This window comes from Azospirillum sp. A26, from assembly GCF_042604635.1.
GTDB lineage: Bacteria > Pseudomonadota > Alphaproteobacteria > Azospirillales > Azospirillaceae > Azospirillum > Azospirillum palustre.
Map to the genome: position 1 here is coordinate 268,375 of NZ_CP170475.1, position 21,517 is coordinate 289,891.

General features: G+C 68.4%; 16 protein-coding genes. 10 read left to right on the forward strand and 6 right to left on the reverse strand.

Features of this window, described 5'->3' with window-relative positions; all coding sequences use genetic code 11:
* Positions 1 to 86: 86 nt before the first annotated feature.
* Genes ABNQ39_RS30090 through ABNQ39_RS30100 form a run of 3 tightly spaced genes read right to left on the reverse strand, consistent with a single transcriptional unit; the run spans position 87 to position 3,578 of the window.
* Complete coding sequence (locus tag ABNQ39_RS30090) at positions 87 to 1,667, reverse strand: aldehyde dehydrogenase (NADP(+)) (RefSeq protein ID WP_376965146.1); 1,581 nt, start codon at positions 1,665 to 1,667, stop codon at positions 87 to 89.
* A gap of 43 nt (positions 1,668 to 1,710) precedes the next feature.
* Complete coding sequence (locus ABNQ39_RS30095) at positions 1,711 to 2,637, reverse strand: dihydrodipicolinate synthase family protein (protein WP_376965148.1); 927 nt, start codon at positions 2,635 to 2,637, stop codon at positions 1,711 to 1,713.
* A 56-nt stretch (positions 2,638 to 2,693) separates the two neighbouring features.
* A complete protein-coding gene (locus ABNQ39_RS30100; protein ID WP_376965150.1) occupies positions 2,694 to 3,578 on the reverse strand; it encodes an SMP-30/gluconolactonase/LRE family protein in 885 nt (294 codons plus the stop codon).
* Between the two features lie 214 nt (positions 3,579 to 3,792).
* Here ABNQ39_RS30100 and ABNQ39_RS30105 point away from each other — a divergent pair, with 214 nt between their 5' ends.
* From ABNQ39_RS30105 to ABNQ39_RS30145, 9 genes are all read left to right on the forward strand, one after another.
* Entirely contained in the window at positions 3,793 to 4,785 is a 993-nt protein-coding gene (locus ABNQ39_RS30105; RefSeq protein ID WP_376965152.1) for a LysR family transcriptional regulator, read from the forward strand.
* A gap of 165 nt (positions 4,786 to 4,950) precedes the next feature.
* The gene (chvE, locus tag ABNQ39_RS30110; RefSeq protein ID WP_376965154.1) at positions 4,951 to 6,039 is read left to right on the forward strand and encodes a multiple monosaccharide ABC transporter substrate-binding protein; all 1,089 of its coding nucleotides are present in this window, start codon (positions 4,951 to 4,953) and stop codon (positions 6,037 to 6,039) included.
* A gap of 85 nt (positions 6,040 to 6,124) precedes the next feature.
* The gene (gene mmsA, locus ABNQ39_RS30115) at positions 6,125 to 7,705 is read left to right on the forward strand and encodes a multiple monosaccharide ABC transporter ATP-binding protein (protein ID WP_376965156.1); all 1,581 of its coding nucleotides are present in this window, start codon (positions 6,125 to 6,127) and stop codon (positions 7,703 to 7,705) included.
* Positions 7,702 to 8,901 carry a multiple monosaccharide ABC transporter permease gene (mmsB, locus tag ABNQ39_RS30120; RefSeq protein WP_376965158.1) on the forward strand — a complete coding sequence of 400 codons (1,200 nt, stop codon included), beginning with the start codon at positions 7,702 to 7,704 and terminating at the stop codon, positions 8,899 to 8,901. The genes mmsA and mmsB overlap by 4 nt, the downstream gene beginning before the upstream one ends.
* 48 nt (positions 8,902 to 8,949) lie before the next feature.
* A complete protein-coding gene (locus ABNQ39_RS30125; RefSeq protein WP_376965160.1) occupies positions 8,950 to 9,888 on the forward strand; it encodes a Gfo/Idh/MocA family protein in 939 nt (312 codons plus the stop codon).
* A 55-nt stretch (positions 9,889 to 9,943) separates the two neighbouring features.
* Positions 9,944 to 11,956, forward strand: coding sequence for a methyl-accepting chemotaxis protein (locus ABNQ39_RS30130; protein WP_376965162.1), 2,013 nt, complete (start codon positions 9,944 to 9,946; stop codon positions 11,954 to 11,956).
* Positions 11,957 to 12,049: 93 nt separating this feature from the next.
* Positions 12,050 to 13,888 carry an IlvD/Edd family dehydratase gene (locus ABNQ39_RS30135; protein ID WP_376965164.1) on the forward strand — a complete coding sequence of 613 codons (1,839 nt, stop codon included), beginning with the start codon at positions 12,050 to 12,052 and terminating at the stop codon, positions 13,886 to 13,888.
* A gap of 219 nt (positions 13,889 to 14,107) precedes the next feature.
* A complete protein-coding gene (locus ABNQ39_RS30140; RefSeq protein ID WP_376965166.1) occupies positions 14,108 to 14,494 on the forward strand; it encodes an ester cyclase in 387 nt (128 codons plus the stop codon).
* A 280-nt stretch (positions 14,495 to 14,774) separates the two neighbouring features.
* The gene (locus tag ABNQ39_RS30145; RefSeq protein ID WP_376965168.1) at positions 14,775 to 16,295 is read left to right on the forward strand and encodes a ribonuclease J; all 1,521 of its coding nucleotides are present in this window, start codon (positions 14,775 to 14,777) and stop codon (positions 16,293 to 16,295) included.
* A gap of 88 nt (positions 16,296 to 16,383) precedes the next feature.
* Here the strand turns inward: ABNQ39_RS30145 and ABNQ39_RS30150 are convergent, their stop codons facing one another.
* From ABNQ39_RS30150 to ABNQ39_RS30160, 3 genes are all read right to left on the reverse strand, one after another.
* On the reverse strand, positions 16,384 to 18,189 hold the full coding sequence (locus tag ABNQ39_RS30150) for a carbon starvation CstA family protein (RefSeq protein ID WP_376965170.1): 1,806 nt from the start codon (positions 18,187 to 18,189) through the stop codon (positions 16,384 to 16,386).
* Positions 18,190 to 18,349: 160 nt separating this feature from the next.
* Positions 18,350 to 19,111, reverse strand: coding sequence for an SDR family oxidoreductase (locus ABNQ39_RS30155; RefSeq protein ID WP_376965172.1), 762 nt, complete (start codon positions 19,109 to 19,111; stop codon positions 18,350 to 18,352).
* A 31-nt stretch (positions 19,112 to 19,142) separates the two neighbouring features.
* Positions 19,143 to 20,339 (reverse strand): MFS transporter, encoded by a 1,197-nt coding sequence (locus ABNQ39_RS30160; RefSeq protein WP_376965174.1) that lies wholly within the window; start codon positions 20,337 to 20,339, stop codon positions 19,143 to 19,145.
* A 147-nt stretch (positions 20,340 to 20,486) separates the two neighbouring features.
* Here ABNQ39_RS30160 and ABNQ39_RS30165 point away from each other — a divergent pair, with 147 nt between their 5' ends.
* Positions 20,487 to 21,383, forward strand: a complete 897-nt coding sequence (locus tag ABNQ39_RS30165) for a LysR substrate-binding domain-containing protein (RefSeq protein ID WP_376965175.1) — start codon at positions 20,487 to 20,489, stop codon at positions 21,381 to 21,383.
* Positions 21,384 to 21,517 lie beyond the last annotated feature (134 nt).

Sequence of the window (21,517 nt, forward strand, 5' to 3'; positions counted from 1 at the left end):
TACTCTGCGTCAGCGCTCCCTCTGACGCAGCCGTTGCGGGTTGGTGGTGCCGGTCGGTCCCGGCCCCGGTCATCTCGGACCGGCGGTCACTCCTGTCCCAAGGTCCCGTCGACCCGGCGCCACAGCCCAAGCGGGTTGCCGTCGCGCAACGCTTCCGGCAGCAGATCGGCGGGGATGTCCTGGTAGCAGACCGGACGCAGGAAGCGGCGGATCGCCAGCGTGCCGACCGAGGTGCTGCGCGGGTCCGAGGTCGCCGGGAACGGGCCGCCATGCACCATCGCGTGACAGACCTCCACCCCCGTCGGCCAGCCGTTCGCCAGGATGCGCCCGGCCTTGCGCTCCAGCGTCGGGATCAGCCCGGCCACCGCGGCCTTGTCAGCCCCATCCATCTGCAAGGTCGCCGTCAGCTGGCCTTCCAGCCTTTCCGCCACCGCCGTCATCGCCGCCACGTCCGCGCAGCGGATCAGCAGAGAGGCGGCGCCGAACACCTCCTCCTGCAACTCCGTGTCGGCCAGGAAGGCGTCCGCCGTCGTGGTGAAGAGGGCGGCCTGCGCCTGGTTCGGCCCGCTGCACGCCAGACCGCGCGCCAGCGTCGTCACGGCACCGCTGCCGGCCAGCTTGGCGACACCGCTGTCGAAGGCGGCATGGATGCCCGGCGTCAGCATGGTCGAGGCGGCGCTGCCACCCAACGCCTCCACCGCCGCGGCGACGAAGCGGTCGAGGTCCGGCCCGTCCACCGCCAGCAGGATGCCGGGGTTGGTGCAGAACTGCCCGGCGCCCATCGTCAGCGACGCCACGAACGCCTTGCCCAGCGCCTCGGCCCGCGAGGCCAGCGCCGCCGGCATCAGGAAGACCGGGTTGATGCTGCTCATCTCGGCATAGACCGGGATCGGCTCCGGCCGCTTGGCCGCCACCCCCATCAGCGCCAGCCCGCCGCCGCGCGAGCCGGTGAAGCCGACCGCCCTGATGCGCGGATCGGCGACCAGCGCCGTGCCGATCTCGTTGCCGGTGCCGAACAGCAGCGAGAAGACCCCCTCGGGCAGGCCGCAGGAGGCGACCGCCGCCTGGACGGCGCGGCCGACCAGTTCCGAGGTGCCGGGATGGGCGCCATGGCCCTTGACCACCACCGGGCAGCCGGCGGCGAAGGCGGACGCGGTGTCGCCGCCGGCCACCGAGAAGGCGAGCGGGAAGTTCGACGCGCCGAACACGGCGACCGGCCCCAGCGCGATGTGGCGCTGGCGGATGTCGGCGCGCGGCAGCGGCGTGCGCGCGGGCATGGCCGGGTCGATGCGGGCCTCGACCCAGCTGCCCTCGCGCACGACCTGGGCGAACAGGCGAAGCTGGCCGACGGTGCGGCCGCGCTCGCCCTCCAGCCGGGCGCGCGGCAGGCCGGATTCGGCCATGGCGCGGACGATCAGCTCGTCGCCGATGTCGAGGATGTTCTGGGCGACCGTCTCAAGGAAGGTAGCGCGCTGCTCCAGGCCGGTCTCGCGAAAGGTGTCGAAGGCGGCCCAGGCCAGCGCACAGGCACGCTCCACGTCTGCCGCACCGCCGCCGCCGAAGACGGGCTCCAGCGCCTCGCCAGTGGCGGGGTCGACGGCGCGGAATTCGCCCTGGCTGCCGCGGTGGGCGGTCGCGCCGATCAGCATCTCGCCGGTGATGGTCATCTAATGGGGTCTCCTTGCCCGAAACTGCTTGCTCGAATGCCGTTCAGCGCGCCCAGCGCAGAACGAGCGGATCGAGACGCTTCGCGGCGTCCAGCAGGCCGTCGCGGCTCATCGGGTGCGGGTTGGCCGTCGGGTGGCGCATCGCGTCGGACGCGATGATGCCGCCCTCCTTCATCAGGATCTTGGCGGTGGCGATGCCGCACTGGCGGTTCTCGTGGTTGATCAGCGGCAGCCAGCGCCCATAGGCCGCCACCGCCGCCTCGCGGTCGCCCGCCAGATAGGGATCGACGATCTGGCGGATGCCGTCCGGATAGCCGCCGCCGGTCATCGCGCCCGTCGCCCCGGCGTCGAGGTCGGCCAGCAGGGTGATCGCCTCCTCGCCGTCCCACGGGCCTTCGATGGCGTCGCCGCCCAGCTCGATCAGGGTGCGCAGCTTGGCCGCCGCCTGCGGCACCTCGATCTTGAAGTAGGAGACCTGCGCGATCTCCCGCGCCATCCGCGCCAGCAGCGGCGCGGACAGCGGGGTGCCGCTGACGGGTGCGTCCTGGATCATGATCGGGATGTCGATGGCATCCGACACGCGGCTGAAGAACTCGACGATGCCGGCTTCCGGCACGCGGATGGTGGCGCCGTGATAGGGCGGCATCACCATCACCATGGCGGCGCCGAGATCCTGGGCGCGGCGGCTGCGGTCGGCGCAGGCGCGGGTGCTGAAATGGGTGGTGGTGACGATCACCGGAACCCGGCCGGCGACATGGGCGAGGATGGTCTCCATCAGCAGCGTGCGCTCGTCGTCGGTCAGCACGAACTGTTCGGAGAAATTGGCGAGGATGCACAGGCCGGTGGAGCCGGCGTCGATCATGAAATCGACGCAGCGCTTCTGGCCGTCGAGGTCCAGCTCTCCCGCTTCGGTGAAGATGGTGGGGACGACGGGGAAGACGCCGCGATAGGGGCGGGCGCTGGACGGCATGGCGGTAGGGTCCTTCCTCGGAATCGGATCGGCGAACAGAAGTCAGCAGTCAGGAATCAGCGCGACGGGGACCCGAACTGTCCGGGCGGCAGGCCGCGGACGCCGGGGTCGCACTCGAACAGCGCACCGGCCAGCGGCTCGTCCGGCCGGCCATGCGCCGCGGTGGTGATGAACAGCCGGTCCAGATCCGGACCGGCGAAGACGCAGGAGGTGACGCGGGAGACCGGCAGGGCGACGGCGCGGTCGAGCGTGCCGTCGGGACGGAAGCGGCTGACCCGGCCGCCGTCCCAATGGCAGACCCACAGCCCGCCTTCGGCGTCGCAGGTCATGCCGTCGGGATAGCCGTCGGCCTCGGTGAAGCGGATATGGACGCGCTTGCCCGACAGGCTGCCGTCGACGCCGATGTCGAAGGCGTAGACCGTCCGCGCCGCGCTGTCGGTGTGGTAGATCGTCCGCCCGTCCGGCGCCAGCGCCGGCCCGTTGGCGACGGTGTAGCCCTCGTCGACCATCGTGACCGCGCCATTGGTGTCGATGCGGTAGAAGCTGCCGGCCGGCGCCTCCTCCGCATCGTCCATGCTGCCGGCCCACAGCCGGCCGTCGCGGTCGGCCTTGCCGTCATTCAGGCGGTTGCCCGGCTTGTCCGGCTCGATCCGGGCGATCTCCTCGCCGACGACCGCCGCCTGGCCCGGCTCCAGCCGCAGCCGGACCACCCGGCGCGAGCGCAAGCCCGCGATGAAGCCGTCGCCGTCGGCGCTCTCCACCAGCCAGCAGGCGGCGTCATCGAGATCCCACCCCGCCTGCGATCCATCGGACAGGCCGTGGCGCAGGATGCGGGATCCGCGGATATCGACGAAATAGACGGCATCCTGCCGCGGGGACCAGAGCGGACCTTCCCCGAGCACAGCCCGGGCCTGCCAGACGCAACGCGCTTCCTGCGCCATCCCGCTTAACTCCCCCTCGCTTCGCTCTTCTCGTCCCGGAGTTCGCCCCCGGCAAATCGCCGTCACCGGTGAATTCTTAAATTTGTTGACGGCGCAAACGATAAGAGGCCTCTTGATAATCGTCCAATACGAAGATCGGCGCTTGCGATACCAAATGTCGTATCCCGACGTCTGCTATCAAGGCGCCACCGCCCCAGTCGGAGGCTTTCCCCCCGTGACCCCCCAACGCTTTCCGCCGAACTGGTTCCAGAAGGCACGGCTGAAGCTGCGCCATCTCCAGCTGTTCGCGGCGCTCGACGAACACCGCAACCTGCACCGCGCCGCCGCCAGCCTGAACATGTCGCAGCCCGCCGCCTCCAAACTGCTGGGCGATCTGGAGGAGACGCTGGGCATCGAGCTGTTCGACCGCCATGGCCGCGGGATCGAGCCGAACTGGTACGGCAGCCTGATGATCCGCCACGCCCGGATGATCCTCAGCGAGTTGCAGGAAACGGGCGAGGAGCTGAACGCCCTGCTCGCCGGCCACAGCGGCCGGGTCTCCATCGGCACGGTGATGGCCCCGGCGGTGGAGCTGGTGGTGCCGGTCATCAGCAGCCTGACCCGCGACCATCCCAACCTGAAGGTCGCCGTGGCGGTGGAGACCAGCGACGTGCTGGCCGACCGGGTCCACCAGGGGGTGATGGATTTCGCCATCGGCCGCCTGCCCGGCCATTACGACCCCACCGCCTTCGAGTATCAGGAGATCAGCAGCGAGGAGCTGTGTTTCATCTGCCATGATAGCAACCCGCTGCTCCGGCTCGGCCGCCCGCTGACCGCGGCGGATCTGTCCGACGCAACCTGGATCCTCCAGCCCGTCGGCACCCTGCTGCGCGACCGGGTGGAGGCGCTGTTCCGCGCCGAGGGCGCCCGGTTGCCGCACAAGGTGATCGAAAGCGCCTCTCCGGTCATCTCGATGGCGATGGTGGCGGAAACCGAGTCGATCACCGTCTTCGCCCGCGCTCTCGCCCAGGTGTTCTCGCCCAGCGGCTGCTGCGCCATCATGCCCTTCCACAAGCGGTTCAGCGTCGAGCCCTACGGCATCTTCTGGCTGAAGGACCGGCCGCTGTCCCCCGGTGCCCGCACCGTGCTGTCGGCCGTCCGCGCGGCCTCGGAACTCAAGATGCGCCTCGTCGCCGCCGGCCCCGCAACCACCGCCACGGCACAGTGACGACCAATACCGAAATGCATATCGATTTGCCGAATAATCATATTTGACAGTTATGGGAAAAGGGAGGATTGCTAGGGACACCAACCATCGCGTCCAACGCCATCCGCGCCACAGAACGCGGGGGCGGCGTATCGCGTGCCGTAGTAACGGGGAGGATTCCGGTCCATGTCGTCCGCCAAGCGCACTTCCTTCACTTCGAAATTCGCCGGCCTCGCAGTCGGCATCCTGGTCGCCACCGGCGCCGCCGTCCCGGCCATGGCCCAGGACAAGCCGACCGTCGGCATCGCCATGCCGACCAAGTCGTCGGCGCGCTGGATCGACGACGGCAACAACATGGTCAAGTATTTCCAGGAGAAGGGATACAAGACCGACCTGCAATATGCAGAGGACGACATCCCCAACCAGCTCGCCCAGATCGAGAACATGGTCACCAAGAACGACAAGGTTCTGGTGATCGCCGCCATCGACGGGACGACGCTGACCGACGTGCTGCAAAAGGCGGCGGAGCGCGGCGTGAAGGTCATCGCCTACGACCGCCTGATCCGCGGCTCGGCCAACGTCGATTACTACGCCACCTTCGACAACTTCCAGGTCGGCGTGCTCCAGGCCTCCTACATCGAGAAGGCGCTTGGGCTGAAGGACGGCAAGGGTCCGTTCAACATCGAGCTGTTCGGCGGCTCGCCCGACGACAACAACGCCTACTTCTTCTACAACGGCGCGATGTCGGTGCTGCAGCCCTACATCGACAGCGGCAAGCTGAAGGTCGGCAGCGGCCAGGTCGGCATGGACAAGGTGTCGACCCTGCGCTGGGACGGCGCCGTCGCCCAGGCCCGCATGGACAATCTGCTGAGCGCCTATTACGGCAACAAGCGGGTGGACGCGGTGCTGTCTCCCTATGACGGCCTCAGCATCGGCATCATCTCGTCGCTGAAGGGCGTCGGCTACGGTTCGGCGGCGCAGCCGATGCCGGTCGTCACCGGCCAGGACGCCGAGGTGCAGTCGGTCAAGTCGATCCTGGCGGGCGAGCAGCGCTCCACCGTCTTCAAGGACACCCGCGAACTGGCGAAGGTCACGGTGGGCATGGTCGACGACCTGCTGGCCGGCCGCACCCCGCAGGTCAACGACACCAAGACCTACGACAACGGCAAGAAAGTCGTCCCGTCCTACCTGCTGAAGCCGGTGCTGGTCGACTCCTCGAACTGGAAGCAGGTCCTGGTCGACGGCGGCTACTACAAGGAATCGCAGATCAAGTGAGTGAACGGCGCGGGAGCGGGGCACCATCCGGCATCCCCTCCCGCGCCTCGCCTTGCGGAAGGTCGGGCGGTCAGAGGTTTTATCCATGGACAGCATTCTTGAGATGCGCGGCATCACCAAGACGTTTCCGGGCGTCAAGGCTCTGGACAACGTCAACCTCTCGGTCCGCGAGGGGGAGATCCACGCGCTGATCGGCGAAAACGGCGCCGGAAAATCGACGCTGATGAAGGTGCTGAGCGGGGTCTATCCGCACGGCAGCTACGAGGGCGAAATCCGCTTCGGCGGCCAGCCCGTCGCCTTTCGCGGCATCGCCGACAGCGAGAAGCTGGGCATCATCATCATCCACCAGGAACTGGCGCTGGTTCCGCTGCTGTCGATCACCGAGAACCTGTTTCTCGGCAACGAGCAGGCGAAGCGCGGCCGGATCGACTGGGTCGCCGCCACCGCCCGCGCGCGCGAACTGCTGCGCATGGTCGGGCTGACCGATTCGCCGGAGACGCTGATCACCGACATCGGCGTCGGCAAGCAGCAGCTGGTCGAGATCGCCAAGGCGCTGTCCAAGCAGGTCAAGCTGCTGATCCTGGACGAGCCGACCGCCAGCCTGAACGAGAGCGACAGCGACGCGCTGCTGGAACTGCTGCTGCGCTTCAAGGAGCAGGGCATCTCCTCCATCCTGATCTCGCACAAGCTGAACGAGATCGCCAAGGTCGCCGACCGCGTCACCATCCTGCGCGACGGCACCACGGTGGAGACGCTGGACTGCCACGACGCGCCGATCAGCCAGGACCGCATCATCAAGGGCATGGTCGGCCGCGACCTTGCCGACCGCTATCCGCGCCGCACCAGCAACCCGGGCAGGATCCTGTTCGAGGTGAAGGACTGGAGCGCCGACCACCCCATCCATCCCGGCCGCCGCGTCGTCAAGGACATCGACCTGCATGTCCGCCGGGGCGAGGTGGTGGGCATCGCCGGGCTGATGGGCGCCGGCCGCACCGAATTCGCCATGAGCCTGTTCGGCCGCTCCTACGGCCGCAACATCCGCGGCCAGGCCTTCCTCGACGGGCGCGAGATCGACGTCTCCACCATCAGCAAAGCGATGGGCAACGGGCTGGCCTATGCCACCGAGGACCGCAAGCATTACGGCCTCGTGCTCGACAACGACATCCGCCACAACGTGACGCTGGCCAATCTGGACGGCGTCGCCAAGCGCGGCGTCATCCACCACGAGCGCGAGATCGAGGTCGCCAACGAGTTCCGCCGCCGGTTGCGCATCCGCTGTTCCGACGTGTTCCAGCAGACGGTCAACCTGTCCGGCGGCAACCAGCAGAAGGTCGTGCTCAGCAAATGGCTGTTCGCCGACCCGCAGGTGCTGATCCTGGACGAACCGACCCGCGGCATCGACGTCGGCGCCAAATATGAAATCTACACCATCGTCAACCAGCTGGTGGCCGAGGGCCGCGGCGTCATCCTGATCTCGTCCGAACTGCCGGAGCTTCTGGGTGTCGCCGACCGCATCTATGTGATGAACGAAGGCGCCCTGGTCGCCGAGATGCCGGCGGCCGAGGCCAGCCAGGAAAAGATCATGCACGCCATCATGTCGTCCGCCTCGAAAGCCACGGCAGCCCGCGCCGCCGTCGCCGCTGCCGCCCGGGAGTCCCTGCAATGAGCGCCGAACTGAACCTGCCGGCCGCGCCGCCGCGCCAGGCCTCGATGGCCAAGTTCCTGAAGAGCCACATGCGCGATTACGGCATGCTGATCTCGCTGCTGGCGATCGTGGCGTTCTTCCAGTACATGACCAACGGCACGCTGCTGCAGCCGCTGAACCTGACCAACCTCGTCCTGCAGAACAGCTACATCGTCATCATGGCGCTGGGCATGCTGCTGGTGATCGTCGCCGGGCACATCGATTTGTCGGTGGGCTCCATCGTCGGCTTCATCGGCGCGCTGGCCGCCATCCTGATGGTGCAGTTCCACTGGCACTTCATCCCCACCGCCATCGTCAGCTTGGCTGCCGGTGCCGCCATCGGCGCCGCCCAGGGCTATTGGGTCGCCTATTTCCGCATCCCGTCCTTCATCGTGACGCTGGCCGGCATGCTGGTCTTTCGCGGCCTCAGCCTCGCGCTGCTGGCCGGACAGTCGGTCGGCCCCTTCCCGGTGGAGTTCCAGCGCCTCAGCTCCGGCTTCATCCCGGACATCTTCGGCACCGAGGGCTTCCACACCACCACAATGGTGCTGTGCCTCGCCACCCCGGCGATCCTGATCGCCTTCAGCGTCGCCGCCCGCCTGCGCCGCCATCGCTTCGCCATCGAGCAGGAGCCGCTGGTCCTGTTCCTGCTGAAGAGCGCCGGGCTGTTCGCGGTGGTCGCCTATGTCGGCTGGCTGCTGTCCACCTACAAAGGCCTGCCGAACGTCCTGATCATCATGGCGCTGCTGATCGGCCTCTACGCCTTCGTCACCCGGGACACCACCATCGGCCGGCGCATCTACGCGCTGGGCGGCAACGAGAAGGCCGCCAAGCTGTCGGGCATCGACACCCGCCGCCTGTCCTTCTACACCTTTGTCAACATGGGCGTCCTGGCGGCGCTGGCCGGCCTGATCTTCGCCGCCCGCCTCAACACCGCCACGCCGAAGGCCGGCGTGTCCTTCGAGCTGGACGTGATCGCCGCCTGCTTCATCGGCGGCGCCTCGGCCTCGGGCGGCGTCGGCCGGGTGACCGGTGCGGTGATCGGCGCCTTCATCATGGGCGTGATGAACAACGGCATGTCGATCGTCGGCATCGGCATCGACTGGCAGCAGGTCATCAAGGGTCTGGTGCTGCTCGCCGCCGTTTGCTTCGACGTCTACAACAAGGGCAAGGCCTGACGGCGGGCTCGTGACCGCCGCCGACCTTCCCCGACCGGACATATCGCCATGACGCTCCCCACCCTCGGACTTATCGGTCTGGGAAAGATCGCCCGCGACCAGCACATCCCCGCCATTGCCGCCACCGGCCTGTTCCAGCTCGCCGCCGTGGTCAGCCCGGACGGTGCGACTGTTGACGGCGTGCCGAGCTTCCGCTCCCAATCCGACATGCTGGCGGCCCTGCCCGGCCTCGACGCCGTGGCGCTCTGCACCCCGCCCGCCGTCCGCCACGGCCTGACGGTCGAGGCGCTGCGCGCCGGCAAGCATGTGCTGATCGAGAAGCCGCCCGCCGCCACGTTGTCGGAGCTTCACGATCTGGTGGCGGAGGCGGAGACCGCGCGGCGCACCCTGTTCACCGCCTGGCATTCGCAGTTCAACCCGGCGGTGGAGGAAACCAGGCGCCGGTTGGCGGATACCGACATCCGCAGCGTCGCCATCACCTGGAAGGAGGATGTGCGGCGCTGGCATCCCGGCCAGGACTGGATCTTCGCGGCCGGCGGCTTCGGCGTCTTCGACCCCGGCATCAACGCCCTGTCGATCCTGACCGACATCCTGCCGGCCCCGGTCTTCGTCCGCGCCGCCGACCTGCATGTGCCGGCCAACCGCGACACCCCCATCGCCGCGACGCTGGAGATGGGCGCCGCCCCCGGTTCCCGCATCGGCCGGGTCACCGCCGACTTCGACTTCCTCCAGCAGGGCGAGCAGACCTGGGCGATCGTCATCGAAACGACGGATGGGCGCATTGACCTCACCCATGGCGGCACCCGCCTGTTCGCGGACGGCGCGCCGGTGCTGGCCGAACCCGACACCGAGTACCAGCGCATCTACCGCCACTTCCACCGGCTGGTGACGGACGGGGCGAGCGACGTGGACGGCCGTCCGCTGTCGCTGGTCGCCGACGCCTGCATGGTCGGCCGCTGGCACCGCACCCACTCCTTCGACTGGTAGCAGCCCCCGCGACAGGGCCCCGCTACTGGGCCCCAAAACTGGGAGGTCCCCCCGCATGCCCACCGCAGCCGGCATCAAACTCGGCACCCGCATCGGCCACCGGATCACCGCCGGCAGCGCCGGCATCCTGCTGTTCCTCGCCGCCGTCGCCGGTGTGGGCATCAACGCCCTGTCGGAGACGGAGACGGTGGTGCGGACCTACGGCGATCTGGCCAAGCGATCCAACGATCTTGGACGCCTGCAGGCGCTGATGCTGGAAACGCGCCTGAAAGCCACCGGCTTTCTGCTGAGCGGGCGCGAGGAGGATGCGGAAAGCGTGCGGTCCCTGCTGGACGAGGCCGCCCACATCATCGGCGAGGGCGCCGGGACGATGGGCGACCCGGCGATGGCCAATACGGTCAACGCGATGGCCGAGCAGACCGGCCGCTACCGGGTCGCCTTCTCCGAAGTCCAGGAGATGCAGGCGAAGCGGGACGCCGCCCTGGCCGAGGAGGCCAAGCTGGGGGCGCGGCTGCGCACCATGCTCGACACCATCCTGTCCAACGCCCGCAAGTCCGGGAACGCCGAACTGGTGACCCTCGCCAGCCAGACGATGGAACATGTGCTGTCCGCCCGCTTCGTCGCCATGCGGTTCCAGAAGGAAGGGTCGGCCGGCCTGGCCGCGGCGACGCGCAACGAACTGAAGAATGCCGTCCAGAAATGCGAGGCGATGACGAAGACCGCCGACGCCCCTCCCCTCGCCGCCGCCCTGATCAAGACGCTTGCGGCCTATGGCACCGAATTCGACCGGCTGGTGTCGGCGACGGAAACCCGTGACGGGCTGGTCGGGGACACCCTCGCATCGCTCGGCTCGTCGATCGGCACCCAGGCGCGCGCGCTGACCGACCAGGGCATCGCCACGGAACAGACGTTGCGCACCGGCACGATGGCGCAGCTTGGGGAGCAGCGCCGGACGATGGGGATCGTTTCGGCCGCCGGGCTGATCCTCGGCCTTGCCGCCGCGCTTCTGATCGCCCGCAGCCTGTCGCGACCGGTTGTCGCCATGACCGACGCCATGACCCGGCTGGCCGGCGGCGACCGCTCGGTGACCGTCCCCGGCCTCGACCGCCGCGACGAGATCGGCGGCATGGCCAAGGCGGTGCAGGTCTTCCAGGCCGGCCTGATCGAGGCCGACCGCATGGCCGCCGACAAGGCCGCCGAGCATGAGGCCCGCGTCCGCCGCGGCGAGCGCATCGACCGCCTGACCCGCGAGTTCGAGGGGCTGGTGGACAACACGCTGGGCCGCGTCGCCAGCGCCGCCACCCAGCTCCAGTCCACCGCCCGGACCATCCAGTCGACCACCGACGAGACCAGCCGGCTTGCCGGCGACGCCGTCCGCAGCTCCGGCGAGACCACCGGCAGCGTCGAGACGGTGGCCGCCGCCGCCGAGGAACTGGCCGTCTCCATCGTCGCCATCAGCCAGCATGTCGCCCGCAGCGCCGAGGTGACCGAGCAGGCGGTCGGCATCGCCCGCGTCACCGACGAGACGGTGCGCAGCCTGACCGGCGTCGCCCGCCAGATCGGCGACGTGGTGCAGCTGATCGGCTCCATCGCAGCGCAAACCAACCTGCTGGCGCTGAACGCCACCATCGAGGCGGCGCGGGCCGGCGAGGCGGGCCGCGGCTTCGCCGTGGTGGCGAACGAGGTCAAGAGCCTCGCCGCCCAGACCGCGAAGGCGACCGAGGAGATCGAGGCCCAGATCGCCGCCGTCCAGCGCGTCAGCAGCGAGGCGGCCGGCGCCATCACCGAGATCGTCAAGGTCATCGGCGAGGTCAACGAGGTCTCCGGCACCATCGCCTCCGCCATCGGCGAGCAGCGGGCGGCGACCAGCGAGATCAGCGGCAGCATCCAGCGCGCCGCGCGCGGCACCCAGGATGTCCGCGACAGCATCGCCGGCGTGACCCACGCCTTCCAGGCCACCAGCGACGCCTCGCGTCAGGTCAAGTCCGCCGCCGACGGCCTGTCCGGCGAGGCCGACGACCTGCGCGGCTGCGTGTCGCGCTTCCTGGCCGACATGCGCGCGGCCTGACCCGATCCCGGCCTCGAGCAAGGCCAAAGAGACGCAACCACAACTCCGGCGCCGGGCCTACGGTCCGCGCCCCAACCTGAAACCGGTGTCGATATGTCCGAGACGAAGCCCCCCTTCCCCGCCAATGCCGATGGTTCGGCCCCCGGTTCAGAACGGCGTCTGCGCTCGCGCGCGTGGTTCGACAACCCCGCCAACCCCGACATGACCGCGCTGTACCTTGAGCGCTACCTGAATTTCGGCCTGACGCGCGAGGAGCTGCAATCCGGCGCGCCGATCATCGGCATCGCCCAGACCGGGTCCGACCTCAGCCCCTGCAACCGCCACCATCTGGTGCTGGCCGAACGGCTGCGCGAAGGCATCCGCACCGCCGGCGGCATCGCCATCGAGTTCCCGGTCCACCCGATCCAGGAGACCGGCAAGCGGCCGACCGCCTCCATCGACCGCAACCTGGCCTATCTCGGGCTGGTCGAGGTGCTGCACGGCTATCCGCTCGACGGCGTCGTGCTGACCATCGGCTGCGACAAGACCACGCCGGCCTGCCTGATGGCGGCGGCCACCGTCAACATCCCGGCCATCGCGCTGTCGGTCGGCCCGATGCTGAATGGCTGGTTCCGCGGCGAGCGCACCGGGTCCGGCACCATCGTGTGGAAGGCGCGCCAGATGATGGCGGCCGGCGAGATCGACTATCAGGGCTTCATCGAGCTGGTGGCCTCCTCCGCCCCCTCGACCGGCTACTGCAACACCATGGGCACCGCCTCCACCATGAATTCGCTGGCGGAGGTGCTGGGCATGCAGCTTCCAGGATCTGCCGCGATCCCCGCCCCCTACCGCGAGCGCCAGCAGGCCGCCTATGAGACCGGCAAGCGCATCGTCGAGATGGTGCGCCAGGACATCAAGCCGTCGGACATCCTGACCCGCGACGCCTTCCTCAACGCCATCGTCGTCAATTCGGCCATCGGCGGCTCGACCAACGCGCCGATCCACATCAACGCCATCGCCAAGCACATCGGCGTGCCGCTGACGGTGGACGACTGGCAGACCCACGGGCTGGGCGTGCCGCTGCTGGTCAACCTCCAGCCGGCCGGCGAGTATCTGGGCGAGGACTTCCACCGCGCCGGCGGCGTGCCGGCGGTGGTCGGGCAGCTGATGACCCAGGGCCTGATCCGCGAGGATGCACCCAACGTCAACGGCCGCACCATCGGCGAGAACTGCCGCAACACCGAGATCCTCGACACCCGCGTCATCCACCCGATCGACGACCCGCTGAAGATCAACGCCGGCTTCGTCGTGCTGCGCGGCACCCTGTTCAACGCCGCCATCATGAAGACCAGCGTGATCTCCGACGAGTTCCGCGAGCGCTACCTGTCCAATCCGAAGGATCCGGAAGCCTTCGAGGGCAAGGTCGTCGTCTTCGACGGCCCGGAGGACTACCATCACCGCATCGACGACCCGTCGCTGGGCATCGACGCCTACACCATCCTGGTCATCCGCGGCGCCGGCCCCATCGGCTACCCCGGCGCGGCGGAGGTGGTGAACATGCGTCCGCCCGCCGACCTCATCAAGCAGGGCATCCATTCCCTGCCCTGCATCGGCGACGGCCGCCAGTCCGGCACCTCGGGCTCGCCCTCGATCCTCAACGCCTCGCCGGAGGCGGCGGCCGGCGGCAATCTCGGCCTTCTGCGCTCGGGCGACCGCGTGCGCATCGACCTGCGCCGTGGCAGCGCCGACATCCTGATCTCCGAAGCGGAGCTTGCCGACCGCAAGGTCACGCTGGAGGCCGCCGGCGGCTACCCCGCCCCGCCGTCCCAGACCCCGTGGCAGGAAATCCAGCGCGGCATCGTCGACCAGCTGGACGAGGGCATGGTCCTGAAGCCGGCGGTCAAGTACCAGCGCGTGGCGCAGACGATGGGGATCCCGCGCGACAACCACTGACCCCAAGCCTGTCGAGCCGCACAGCGCCCCCCGCATGGCAGCGGGCGGGCGCCGGTGCGAAACCTTAGAGTGCCGGCCGCTGTTCAATCCGCCTTGGAAGCATCGGAAGAAACCGTGGCGCTGCGGTAGTCGCCGCACGCGATACAAGGCAGCGTCCGGAACCGTTGTCCCCTCTGCCCTGTCCTACGACATTATTCGCACGAAGCCGGGAGCTGTCCGATGACCGAGGCCGATCTTTCCGCCCTTTACCATCGCTACATCGCCTGCCTGAACGACCGGGACTGGCAAAGCCTGGGGACTTTCGTCCATGAAGAGGTCGAGCACAATGGACGGAAATTCGGGCTGTCCGGCTATCGCGAGATGCTGGAGGCTGATGTCCGCGCGATCCCCGATCTGAAATTCAACATCGGCCTTCTGGTCTCGCAGCCTCCCCATATTGCAAGCCGCCTGCTGTTCGATTGCACCCCGAAAGGCGTTCTGTTCGATCTTCCCGTCAATGGCCGGAGGGTTCGGTTCAGCGAGAACGTCTTTTACCGGTTCCGTGACGGCCGCATCGACACCGTATGGTCGGTCATCGACAAGGCGGCCATTGCATCCCAGCTCTAGCAGGACGCGGAATTCCCGGGGGGGCAGCACCATCGGCTTGGCCGGTGGCCCCCCACGCATCCCAGCAATGCCCCACCATTTCGTGTGACTTTTTACGCATGCCCTTGACGTGCGCCTGCCTTTGCCCACATAAGCCCTTACGAAACATTCGATCCCAGTCGTCAGACGGCCGCCGCACGGCGCCTCCGGCAGGGGTCCACACCGGGATCCGCATCGACGAGCGATGCACGCCCGTCCGGCAGCGTCGAATGCCGGCCTAAGTGAGACGTACGACAGAGGCATGACGTTTGATTCAAAGCGGCGCCGGATGGCGCCGAACAACCGCGCACGCAACCGCAACCCGCGTCCGCGTGACGATTTCGACAGCTCCCGCCCGCCGGCCAATCCGGTTCATGGCGGCGGCCCCACCGGCCCGGTTCCGGGCAAGGACGAGATCCTGTTCCTTCCGCTGGGCGGCTGTTCCCGCATCGGCATGAACATGGCGCTCTACGGTCACGCCGGCAAATGGCTGATCGTCGATGCCGGGGTCGCCTTCGTCGGCGACGAGATGCCGGGCATCGACAGCCTGATGGCCGATCCGGCCTTCATCGAAGAGCGGATGCAGGACGTCGTCGGGCTGGTGGTGACCCACGCGCACGAGGACCATATCGGCGCGATCCACCATCTGTGGCCGCGCCTGCGCTGCCCGATCTATGCCAGCCCCTTCGCTTCCCACATCATCCGGGACCGGCTGAAGGAAAAGGGCGCCCACCGCGCCGCCAAGGTGCAGACCTTCGAGATCGGCGACACGCTGACCATCGGTCCCTTCCGGATCGAGACCATCGCCGTCACCCATTCGATCCCCGAACCGATGTCGCTGGCGATCCGCACGGCGGCCGGCACGGTCCTGCACACCGGCGATTGGAAGTTCGATCCCAACCCGCTGGTCGGCCGCAGCACCGATTTCGCCGCGCTGAAGCGCCTGGGCGACGAAGGGCTGCTCGCCATGATGTGCGACAGCACCAACGCCGACGTGCCCGGCTCGACCGGGTCGGAGGCCGACGCCCGCGCCGGCCTGATCGGCGCCTTCGCCAACCGCTCGGGCGCCATCGCGGTGACCGGCTTCGCCTCCAACGTCGCCCGCATGACCGCGGTGGCGGAAGCGGCGGCGGCGGTCGGGCGCAAGGTGGTTCTGGTCGGCCGTTCCATGCTGCGCATGGAAAAGGCGGCGCAGGCCTGCGGCTATCTCGACCATGTGCCGGACTTCATGGATGTCCGCGAGGCCTCCTGGACCCCGCGCGACAACCTCGTCTTCCTGTGCACCGGCAGCCAGGGCGAGGAACGGGCGGCGCTCAGCCGTCTGGCCCGCAACGAGCATCGCGAGCTGTGGCTGGAAGAGGGCGACACCGTCATCTTCTCCGCCCGCATCATCCCCGGCAACGAAGATGCCCTGGCCGAAATCCACGGGCATCTGCGCGGCATGGGCGTCGAGATCGTCACGCCCGCCGAGGCGCCGGTCCATGTCTCCGGCCATCCGAAGCGCGACGATCTCGCCCGCATGTACGGGCTGGTCCGTCCCCGCTTCGCCGTGCCGGTCCATGGCACCATCGAGCATATGGAAGCCCATGCCCGCCTCGCCCGCAGTTGCGGCGTCGAACGCGCGCTGGTTCCGGAGGATGGCGACATCCTGCGCATCGCCAGGGAAGGCACCCGCGTCATCGGCCGCATCGAGCCGAAGCGCCTCGCCAACACCGGGCGCGAGCTGATCTCCTGGATCCCCGCCGAGCTGCCGGCGGAAGAGACGCTCGTCGCGGCGGCCTGATTGCCGCGAAAGCGCTGAACGGACGAAAGCGAACGGGCCCTGTGGAACACTCCACAGGGCCCGTTCGCATTTTACGACACCTGAACCGTCATTCGGCCGGGGTGGCGACCATCGGAACCTCGATGGCGCGGGCCTGGAGCAGTTCCTTCCACTTGCGGAAGGCGGCGATCAGGATGATGAAGCCCAGCACCAGCATGATGATCGAGATGCCGGCGTTGAAGGGGTTGTAGCCCTTGGCCGCCTTGTTCAGATAGACGTTGGCGATCATCCAGTAGCCGGCGACGTTCACCGTGACGAACAGGTAGGCCAGCGGGATCAGGCAGGTCAGCATGTAGATCCGCTTCTGGGCCAGCCGCAGGATGATGGTGGCGCCGATGATCAGGCCGACCGAGGCCATCAGCTGGTTCGACACGCCGAACAGGGCCCAGACCGAGTTGATGTCGCCCGAGGTCAGCAGATACCCCCAGGCCACGCAGGCGATGACGCTGGCGACGATCGAACCGGGGACCCAGTCCAGCCGCTTCATCGGGGCATAGACGTCGCCCAGCAGGTCCTGGATCAGGTAACGGGCGACGCGGGTGCCGCTGTCCACCGCGGTCAGGATGAACACCGCCTCGAACATCACGACGAACTGGAAGAAGTAGGAGGCGAGGCTGTTGAACCACGGCACACGGGTGAAGATTTCGGTCATGCCGACCGCCAGGGTCACCGCACCGCCGGTCCGGCCGTAGAGGTCGAGGCCGATGTCCTGGCTCAGCCGCGGCAGGTCGACGACGGTCATGCCCAGGGCCTTGAAGGCGGCCGGTGCGGAGTTGATGGCGAAGTAATCGGCCGGATGCAGGGCGGTGGCGGCGATCAGCGCCATGACGCCGACCAGGCATTCCGCCAGCATGCCGCCGAAGGCCACGGGACGGATGTCGCTCCACTTGTCGATCAGCTTGGGCGTGGTGCCCGACCCGATGAAGGCATGGAAGCCGGAGATGGCGCCGCAGGCGATGGTGATCGAGATGAAGGGCCAGACCGGGCCGTTCAGCACCGGGCCGCCGCCATGGATGAAGTCGGTCAGGGCGGGGAAGCGGATTTCCGGGTTGATGAAGACGACGCCGACGACCAGCGCGCCGAACACGCCGACCTTCATGAAGCTGGACAGATAGCCGCGCGGGGTCAGCAGCAGCCAGACCGGCAGCGCCGTGGCGAAGAAAGCATAGACCGGCAGGATGACGGCGACCGTCTCGGCATGCAGCGTCAGCCATTCGCCCAGCAGCGTGCCCTGGATGTAGGGGCCGGCGAAGACCGAGGCGGCGATGGCGGCGATGCCGACCTGGGTGGCGCCCTTGGACGAGCCGGTGATCTTCTCGTAGAGGCCGAGCGCGATGGCGATGGGGATCGTCATGAACACCGCGAAGGTGCCCCAGGCGTTGCGTTCCAGCGCATGGACGACGACCATCGACAGGCCGGCCATGGTGATGGTGATGATGAACAGCATCGCCAGACCGGTGCACCAGCCGGCCACCGGGCCGAGTTCGGCCTTGGCGACTTCGGACAGCGACTGTCCCTTGTGCTTCATCGAGGCGAACAGCACGACGGTGTCATGCACCGCGCCGCCGACGACGCAGCCGATCAGCAGCCACAGGAAGCTCGGCAGGTAGCCGAACTGGGCGGCCAGCACCGGACCGACCAGCGGGCCGGCGGCGGCGATGGCGGCGAAGTGCTGACCCGCATTCACCCATTTCTTGGTGGGCACATAGTTCTTGCCGTCCGCCAGGATGTGGGACGGGGTGACTTCCGAATCGTCGGCACGGAGAACCTTGCGCACGAAGAACACGCCGTAGAAGCGGTAGCAGAGCGCAAGAATGCAGAGTGTCGCGATCACAAATGTTAAGGCGTGATCCATGACGGCTCTCCTGAAAAGGATATGCCGCCGGTGTAATCTCGCCGCCTGCTCCTGTGGGGTGGAATGCCGCGAGCGGCAGCCGGGACGTGCCGAGCGGCAGCCGGCAGGGGGCGAGCGGCGGCACCCAAGTCCATGTCAAATGCCACCGCCCCGCTTATGCTCACTTGCCGCCGGTGACGTCGAGGAAGGTGCCGGTGATGAAGGAGGCTTCGGCGCTCGCCAGCCACAGGATCGCCCGCGCGACCTCCTCGGGCTGGCCGCCCCGCCCCATCGGGATCGAGTCCTTGACCCGGTCCACCCGTCCCGGCTCCCCGCCGCTGGCGTGCATGTCGGTGTAGATGTGGCCGGGGCGGATGCAGTTGACGCGGATGCCGTCCCGCGCGACCTCCTTGGAGAAGCCGATGGTGAAAGTCTCCAGCGCGCCTTTGGAGGCGGCATAGTCGACATATTCGTTCGGGCTGCCGAGCCGGGCCGATGCCGACGAGATGTTGACGATCACGCCGCCCGGCCCGTTGTGGCGATGCGACATGCGCTTGGCCGCCTGCTGCGCGCAGAGGATCGGGCCGATGGCATTGACCGCGAAGATGCGCTGCATCCGCTCGAAGCCAAGATCCTCGGTCCGGCACTGGCGCGCCAGCACCGCGGCGTTGTTGACCAGGACGTCGATGCGGCCGAATTCGCGGTCGATTGCCTCGAACAGCGCGGCGACCTGCGCCGGATCGGCGCTGTCGGCGCGCACCGCCAAGGCCCGGCGCCCCTGGGCCTCGACATCCGCCACCACGGCATGGGCGGCGGTCTCGTCGGAAACGAAGCTGATCGCGACGTCGTAGCCCTGGGCGGCGGCGAGCCTCGCGGTCGCGGCCCCCATGCCGCGCCCGCCGCCCGTTATCAGGATCAGCGGCGCTTGAGAGACGGTGGTCATTGGGAAGGATCTCCTTATGGCGGTGATGCGGTCAGGCGGAGCGCGGCAGGCCGGGCTTGCCATGCGGTTCCGCGGCGGAGGCGTTCAGATGGGGCCTCAGCATCAGGACGAGCGGAACGATCAGGGCGGCGGTCGCCGCCGAGGCCAGCACGCCGGTCGTCTGGCTGCTGTGGTCGGCGATGGCGCCGTAGAGGATCGGGGCCAGCCCGCCGGAGCCGATGACGCTGGTGTAGAAGACCGCGAAGGCCCGGCCGGTGTCGCCGTTGGACAGCTCCGGCACGGTGCCGTAGAGCACCGAGGAGGTGCCGTTGAGCACGATGCCGAGCAGCGGCAGCAGGATGAGGGTCGGCGTCAGCGAGGTGAACAGCGTCGCCGCGATCAGCAGGGCCGTGGCGGCTTCGGTCACCATGACGCTGCCGACCACCCCCAGCCGCTCGCCAAGCAGGCTGCATGTCGCCTTTCCCAGCGCGCCGCCGATGAACAGCAGGGCCAGCCCCAGCCCGACCGTCGCCGAGTCCCCGCCCTGGCCATGGATGAGGAAGGGCAGGAAGAGCAGATAGCCCATGCGGGTCGCGGTATCGAGCGCGCCGATCGCCGTCAGGATGCCGAAGCCGCCGCGGCCGCGGCCGGCCGCCTTCGTCTTGGCGGCCCTGGTGATGGGAACCGCCGGCAACAGCGGCAGCAGGGCGACCGACAGGACGAGTCCGATGGCCGCCATCATCCCCAGCACCGGCTGCCAGCCGACGGTCGGCAGCAGCACGGCGACGAGCGCCGGCAGAGCCGCTTTCCCGAGATCGCCCGAGAAATTGTAGATGCCGAGCGGATGGCGCGATGCCGCGCCGTAGCTGACGGTGACGAGCATCGAGCCGCAGGGGTGCTGGATGCTCGATCCGATGCCGGCGACGACGAGGCCGACGCACAGGCCCGGCAGGCCAAGCGGCAACGCCATGATCAGCAGGCCCGCCGCCGCAAGGAGTGTCGACAGGATCAACGCCGCCCGCGGCGACAGGCCGCGAAGGACGCGGTCGGCCGGGATTTGCAGTCCCCCCATCGTCCCGGAGTAAAGGGCACGGATGACGGCAAGCATCGCATAGGACAGGCCGAACTGCGCCTGCCACACCGGCAGGAAGACATAGAGGGCGTCGGTGTAGCCGTCATGCACCGCATGGGCAAGACACGCGCCCGTCAGGCTTTTCTTCTTCTCCGTCCACCACTGTCTCGGATTCATCTTTACTGGCTTTCCCGGCGGCGCCACAGGCATTGCCCGGCTGGTCTGAATGGGCAGGCAGGGTATACCCGTGACGATTCATCGACTAGTATGGTTTGAATCACGGATAGCGTTCGTTTTCCTCACGGGTTTTCCCAAGGATCGCTCATGCGCCGCCTTCCCCCGCTGAACGCCCTGCGCATCTTCGAGGTCGCGGCCCGCACCGGCAGCTATGCCGAAGCCGGGGCCGAACTCGGTCTCACCCATGGCGCGGTGAGCCGGCAGATCGCCGCGCTGGAAAGCTGGCTCGGGCAGAGGCTGTTCACCAAGGAGGGGCGCCGCATGGTGGCGACGCCGATGGCGCGGATTTTCGCGTCCGAGGTCGGGCTGTCCTTCGACCGGCTGGCCGTCGCGGCGGAAGCCTGCGGCCGGCCCGACGCGCGGCGCATCCTGCGGGTCAGCGCCCCGACCAGCTTCGCGATGCGCTGGCTGATCCCGCGGCTCGGCCGCTACCATGCCGGCCATCCGCAGGTCGAGGTGGCGGTCACCACGGTGTCGACCGTACTGGAGGAATTGCGCGGCGGCGTCGACGTGGCGATCCGGCGCGGTGCCGCACGGGAGCATGTCTGGCCCCAGCACCGCGTCGTTCCGGTGCTGGACGATGTGGATACGCTGATCATGAGCCCGGCGCTGTTCGCGCGGCGGCCGATCCGCAAGCCCGCCGACATCGAGGGCCACACCCTGCTGGCAAGCGAAACCCGTCCGGGCGATTGGACCGGCTGGCTCGAGGCGGCGGGGCTCCAGCATCTTGCCGGTCATCCCCGCCAGATATTCGACCACTTCTTCGTCACCCGTCAGGCGGTGGAGGACGGGCTCGGCATCGGGATCGGCCCGCTGCCGATGCTGGACATCGACATCGTCAACGGAAAGCTGATGACGCCGCTGCCGGAGATTCGGGTTCCGAGGACGGGCTACGTGGCGCTCGTTCCACCGCAGGCCGATGCGGGAAAGCTGGTCGCCGGCTTCGTCGACTGGCTGGTCGGCGAGGCGCAGGGAGCGGTGTGAGGGCAAGCCGCCGGAATGCCCCCGGCGGCATGGCCGCAAAACCGCTCAGGTCCCGGAATGCGCCGCTCGCGCCGCCGGAGCGCCGCTCGCCGGAAAGCGGTCCCGCGCGTGCGGCGATGGCGCTAGGGTGGGAC

Bases quoted from the DNA above. Each gene is read 5' to 3' on its own strand.
- ABNQ39_RS30165 (WP_376965175.1), top strand. From the start codon at position 20,487: ATGCGCCGCCTTCCCCCGCTGAACGCCCTGCGCATCTTCGAGGTCGCG.
- ABNQ39_RS30155 (WP_376965172.1), bottom strand. From the start codon at position 19,111: ATGACCACCGTCTCTCAAGCGCCGCTGATCCTGATAACGGGCGGCGGG.
- ABNQ39_RS30095 (WP_376965148.1), bottom strand. From the start codon at position 2,637: ATGCCGTCCAGCGCCCGCCCCTATCGCGGCGTCTTCCCCGTCGTCCCC.
- ABNQ39_RS30140 (WP_376965166.1), top strand. From the start codon at position 14,108: ATGACCGAGGCCGATCTTTCCGCCCTTTACCATCGCTACATCGCCTGC.
- chvE (WP_376965154.1), top strand. From the start codon at position 4,951: ATGTCGTCCGCCAAGCGCACTTCCTTCACTTCGAAATTCGCCGGCCTC.
- ABNQ39_RS30145 (WP_376965168.1), top strand. From the start codon at position 14,775: ATGACGTTTGATTCAAAGCGGCGCCGGATGGCGCCGAACAACCGCGCA.
- ABNQ39_RS30130 (WP_376965162.1), top strand. From the start codon at position 9,944: ATGCCCACCGCAGCCGGCATCAAACTCGGCACCCGCATCGGCCACCGG.
- ABNQ39_RS30100 (WP_376965150.1), bottom strand. From the start codon at position 3,578: ATGGCGCAGGAAGCGCGTTGCGTCTGGCAGGCCCGGGCTGTGCTCGGG.
- ABNQ39_RS30160 (WP_376965174.1), bottom strand. From the start codon at position 20,339: ATGAATCCGAGACAGTGGTGGACGGAGAAGAAGAAAAGCCTGACGGGC.
- ABNQ39_RS30150 (WP_376965170.1), bottom strand. From the start codon at position 18,189: ATGGATCACGCCTTAACATTTGTGATCGCGACACTCTGCATTCTTGCG.
- mmsA (WP_376965156.1), top strand. From the start codon at position 6,125: ATGGACAGCATTCTTGAGATGCGCGGCATCACCAAGACGTTTCCGGGC.
- mmsB (WP_376965158.1), top strand. From the start codon at position 7,702: ATGAGCGCCGAACTGAACCTGCCGGCCGCGCCGCCGCGCCAGGCCTCG.
- ABNQ39_RS30090 (WP_376965146.1), bottom strand. From the start codon at position 1,667: ATGACCATCACCGGCGAGATGCTGATCGGCGCGACCGCCCACCGCGGC.
- ABNQ39_RS30125 (WP_376965160.1), top strand. From the start codon at position 8,950: ATGACGCTCCCCACCCTCGGACTTATCGGTCTGGGAAAGATCGCCCGC.
- ABNQ39_RS30135 (WP_376965164.1), top strand. From the start codon at position 12,050: ATGTCCGAGACGAAGCCCCCCTTCCCCGCCAATGCCGATGGTTCGGCC.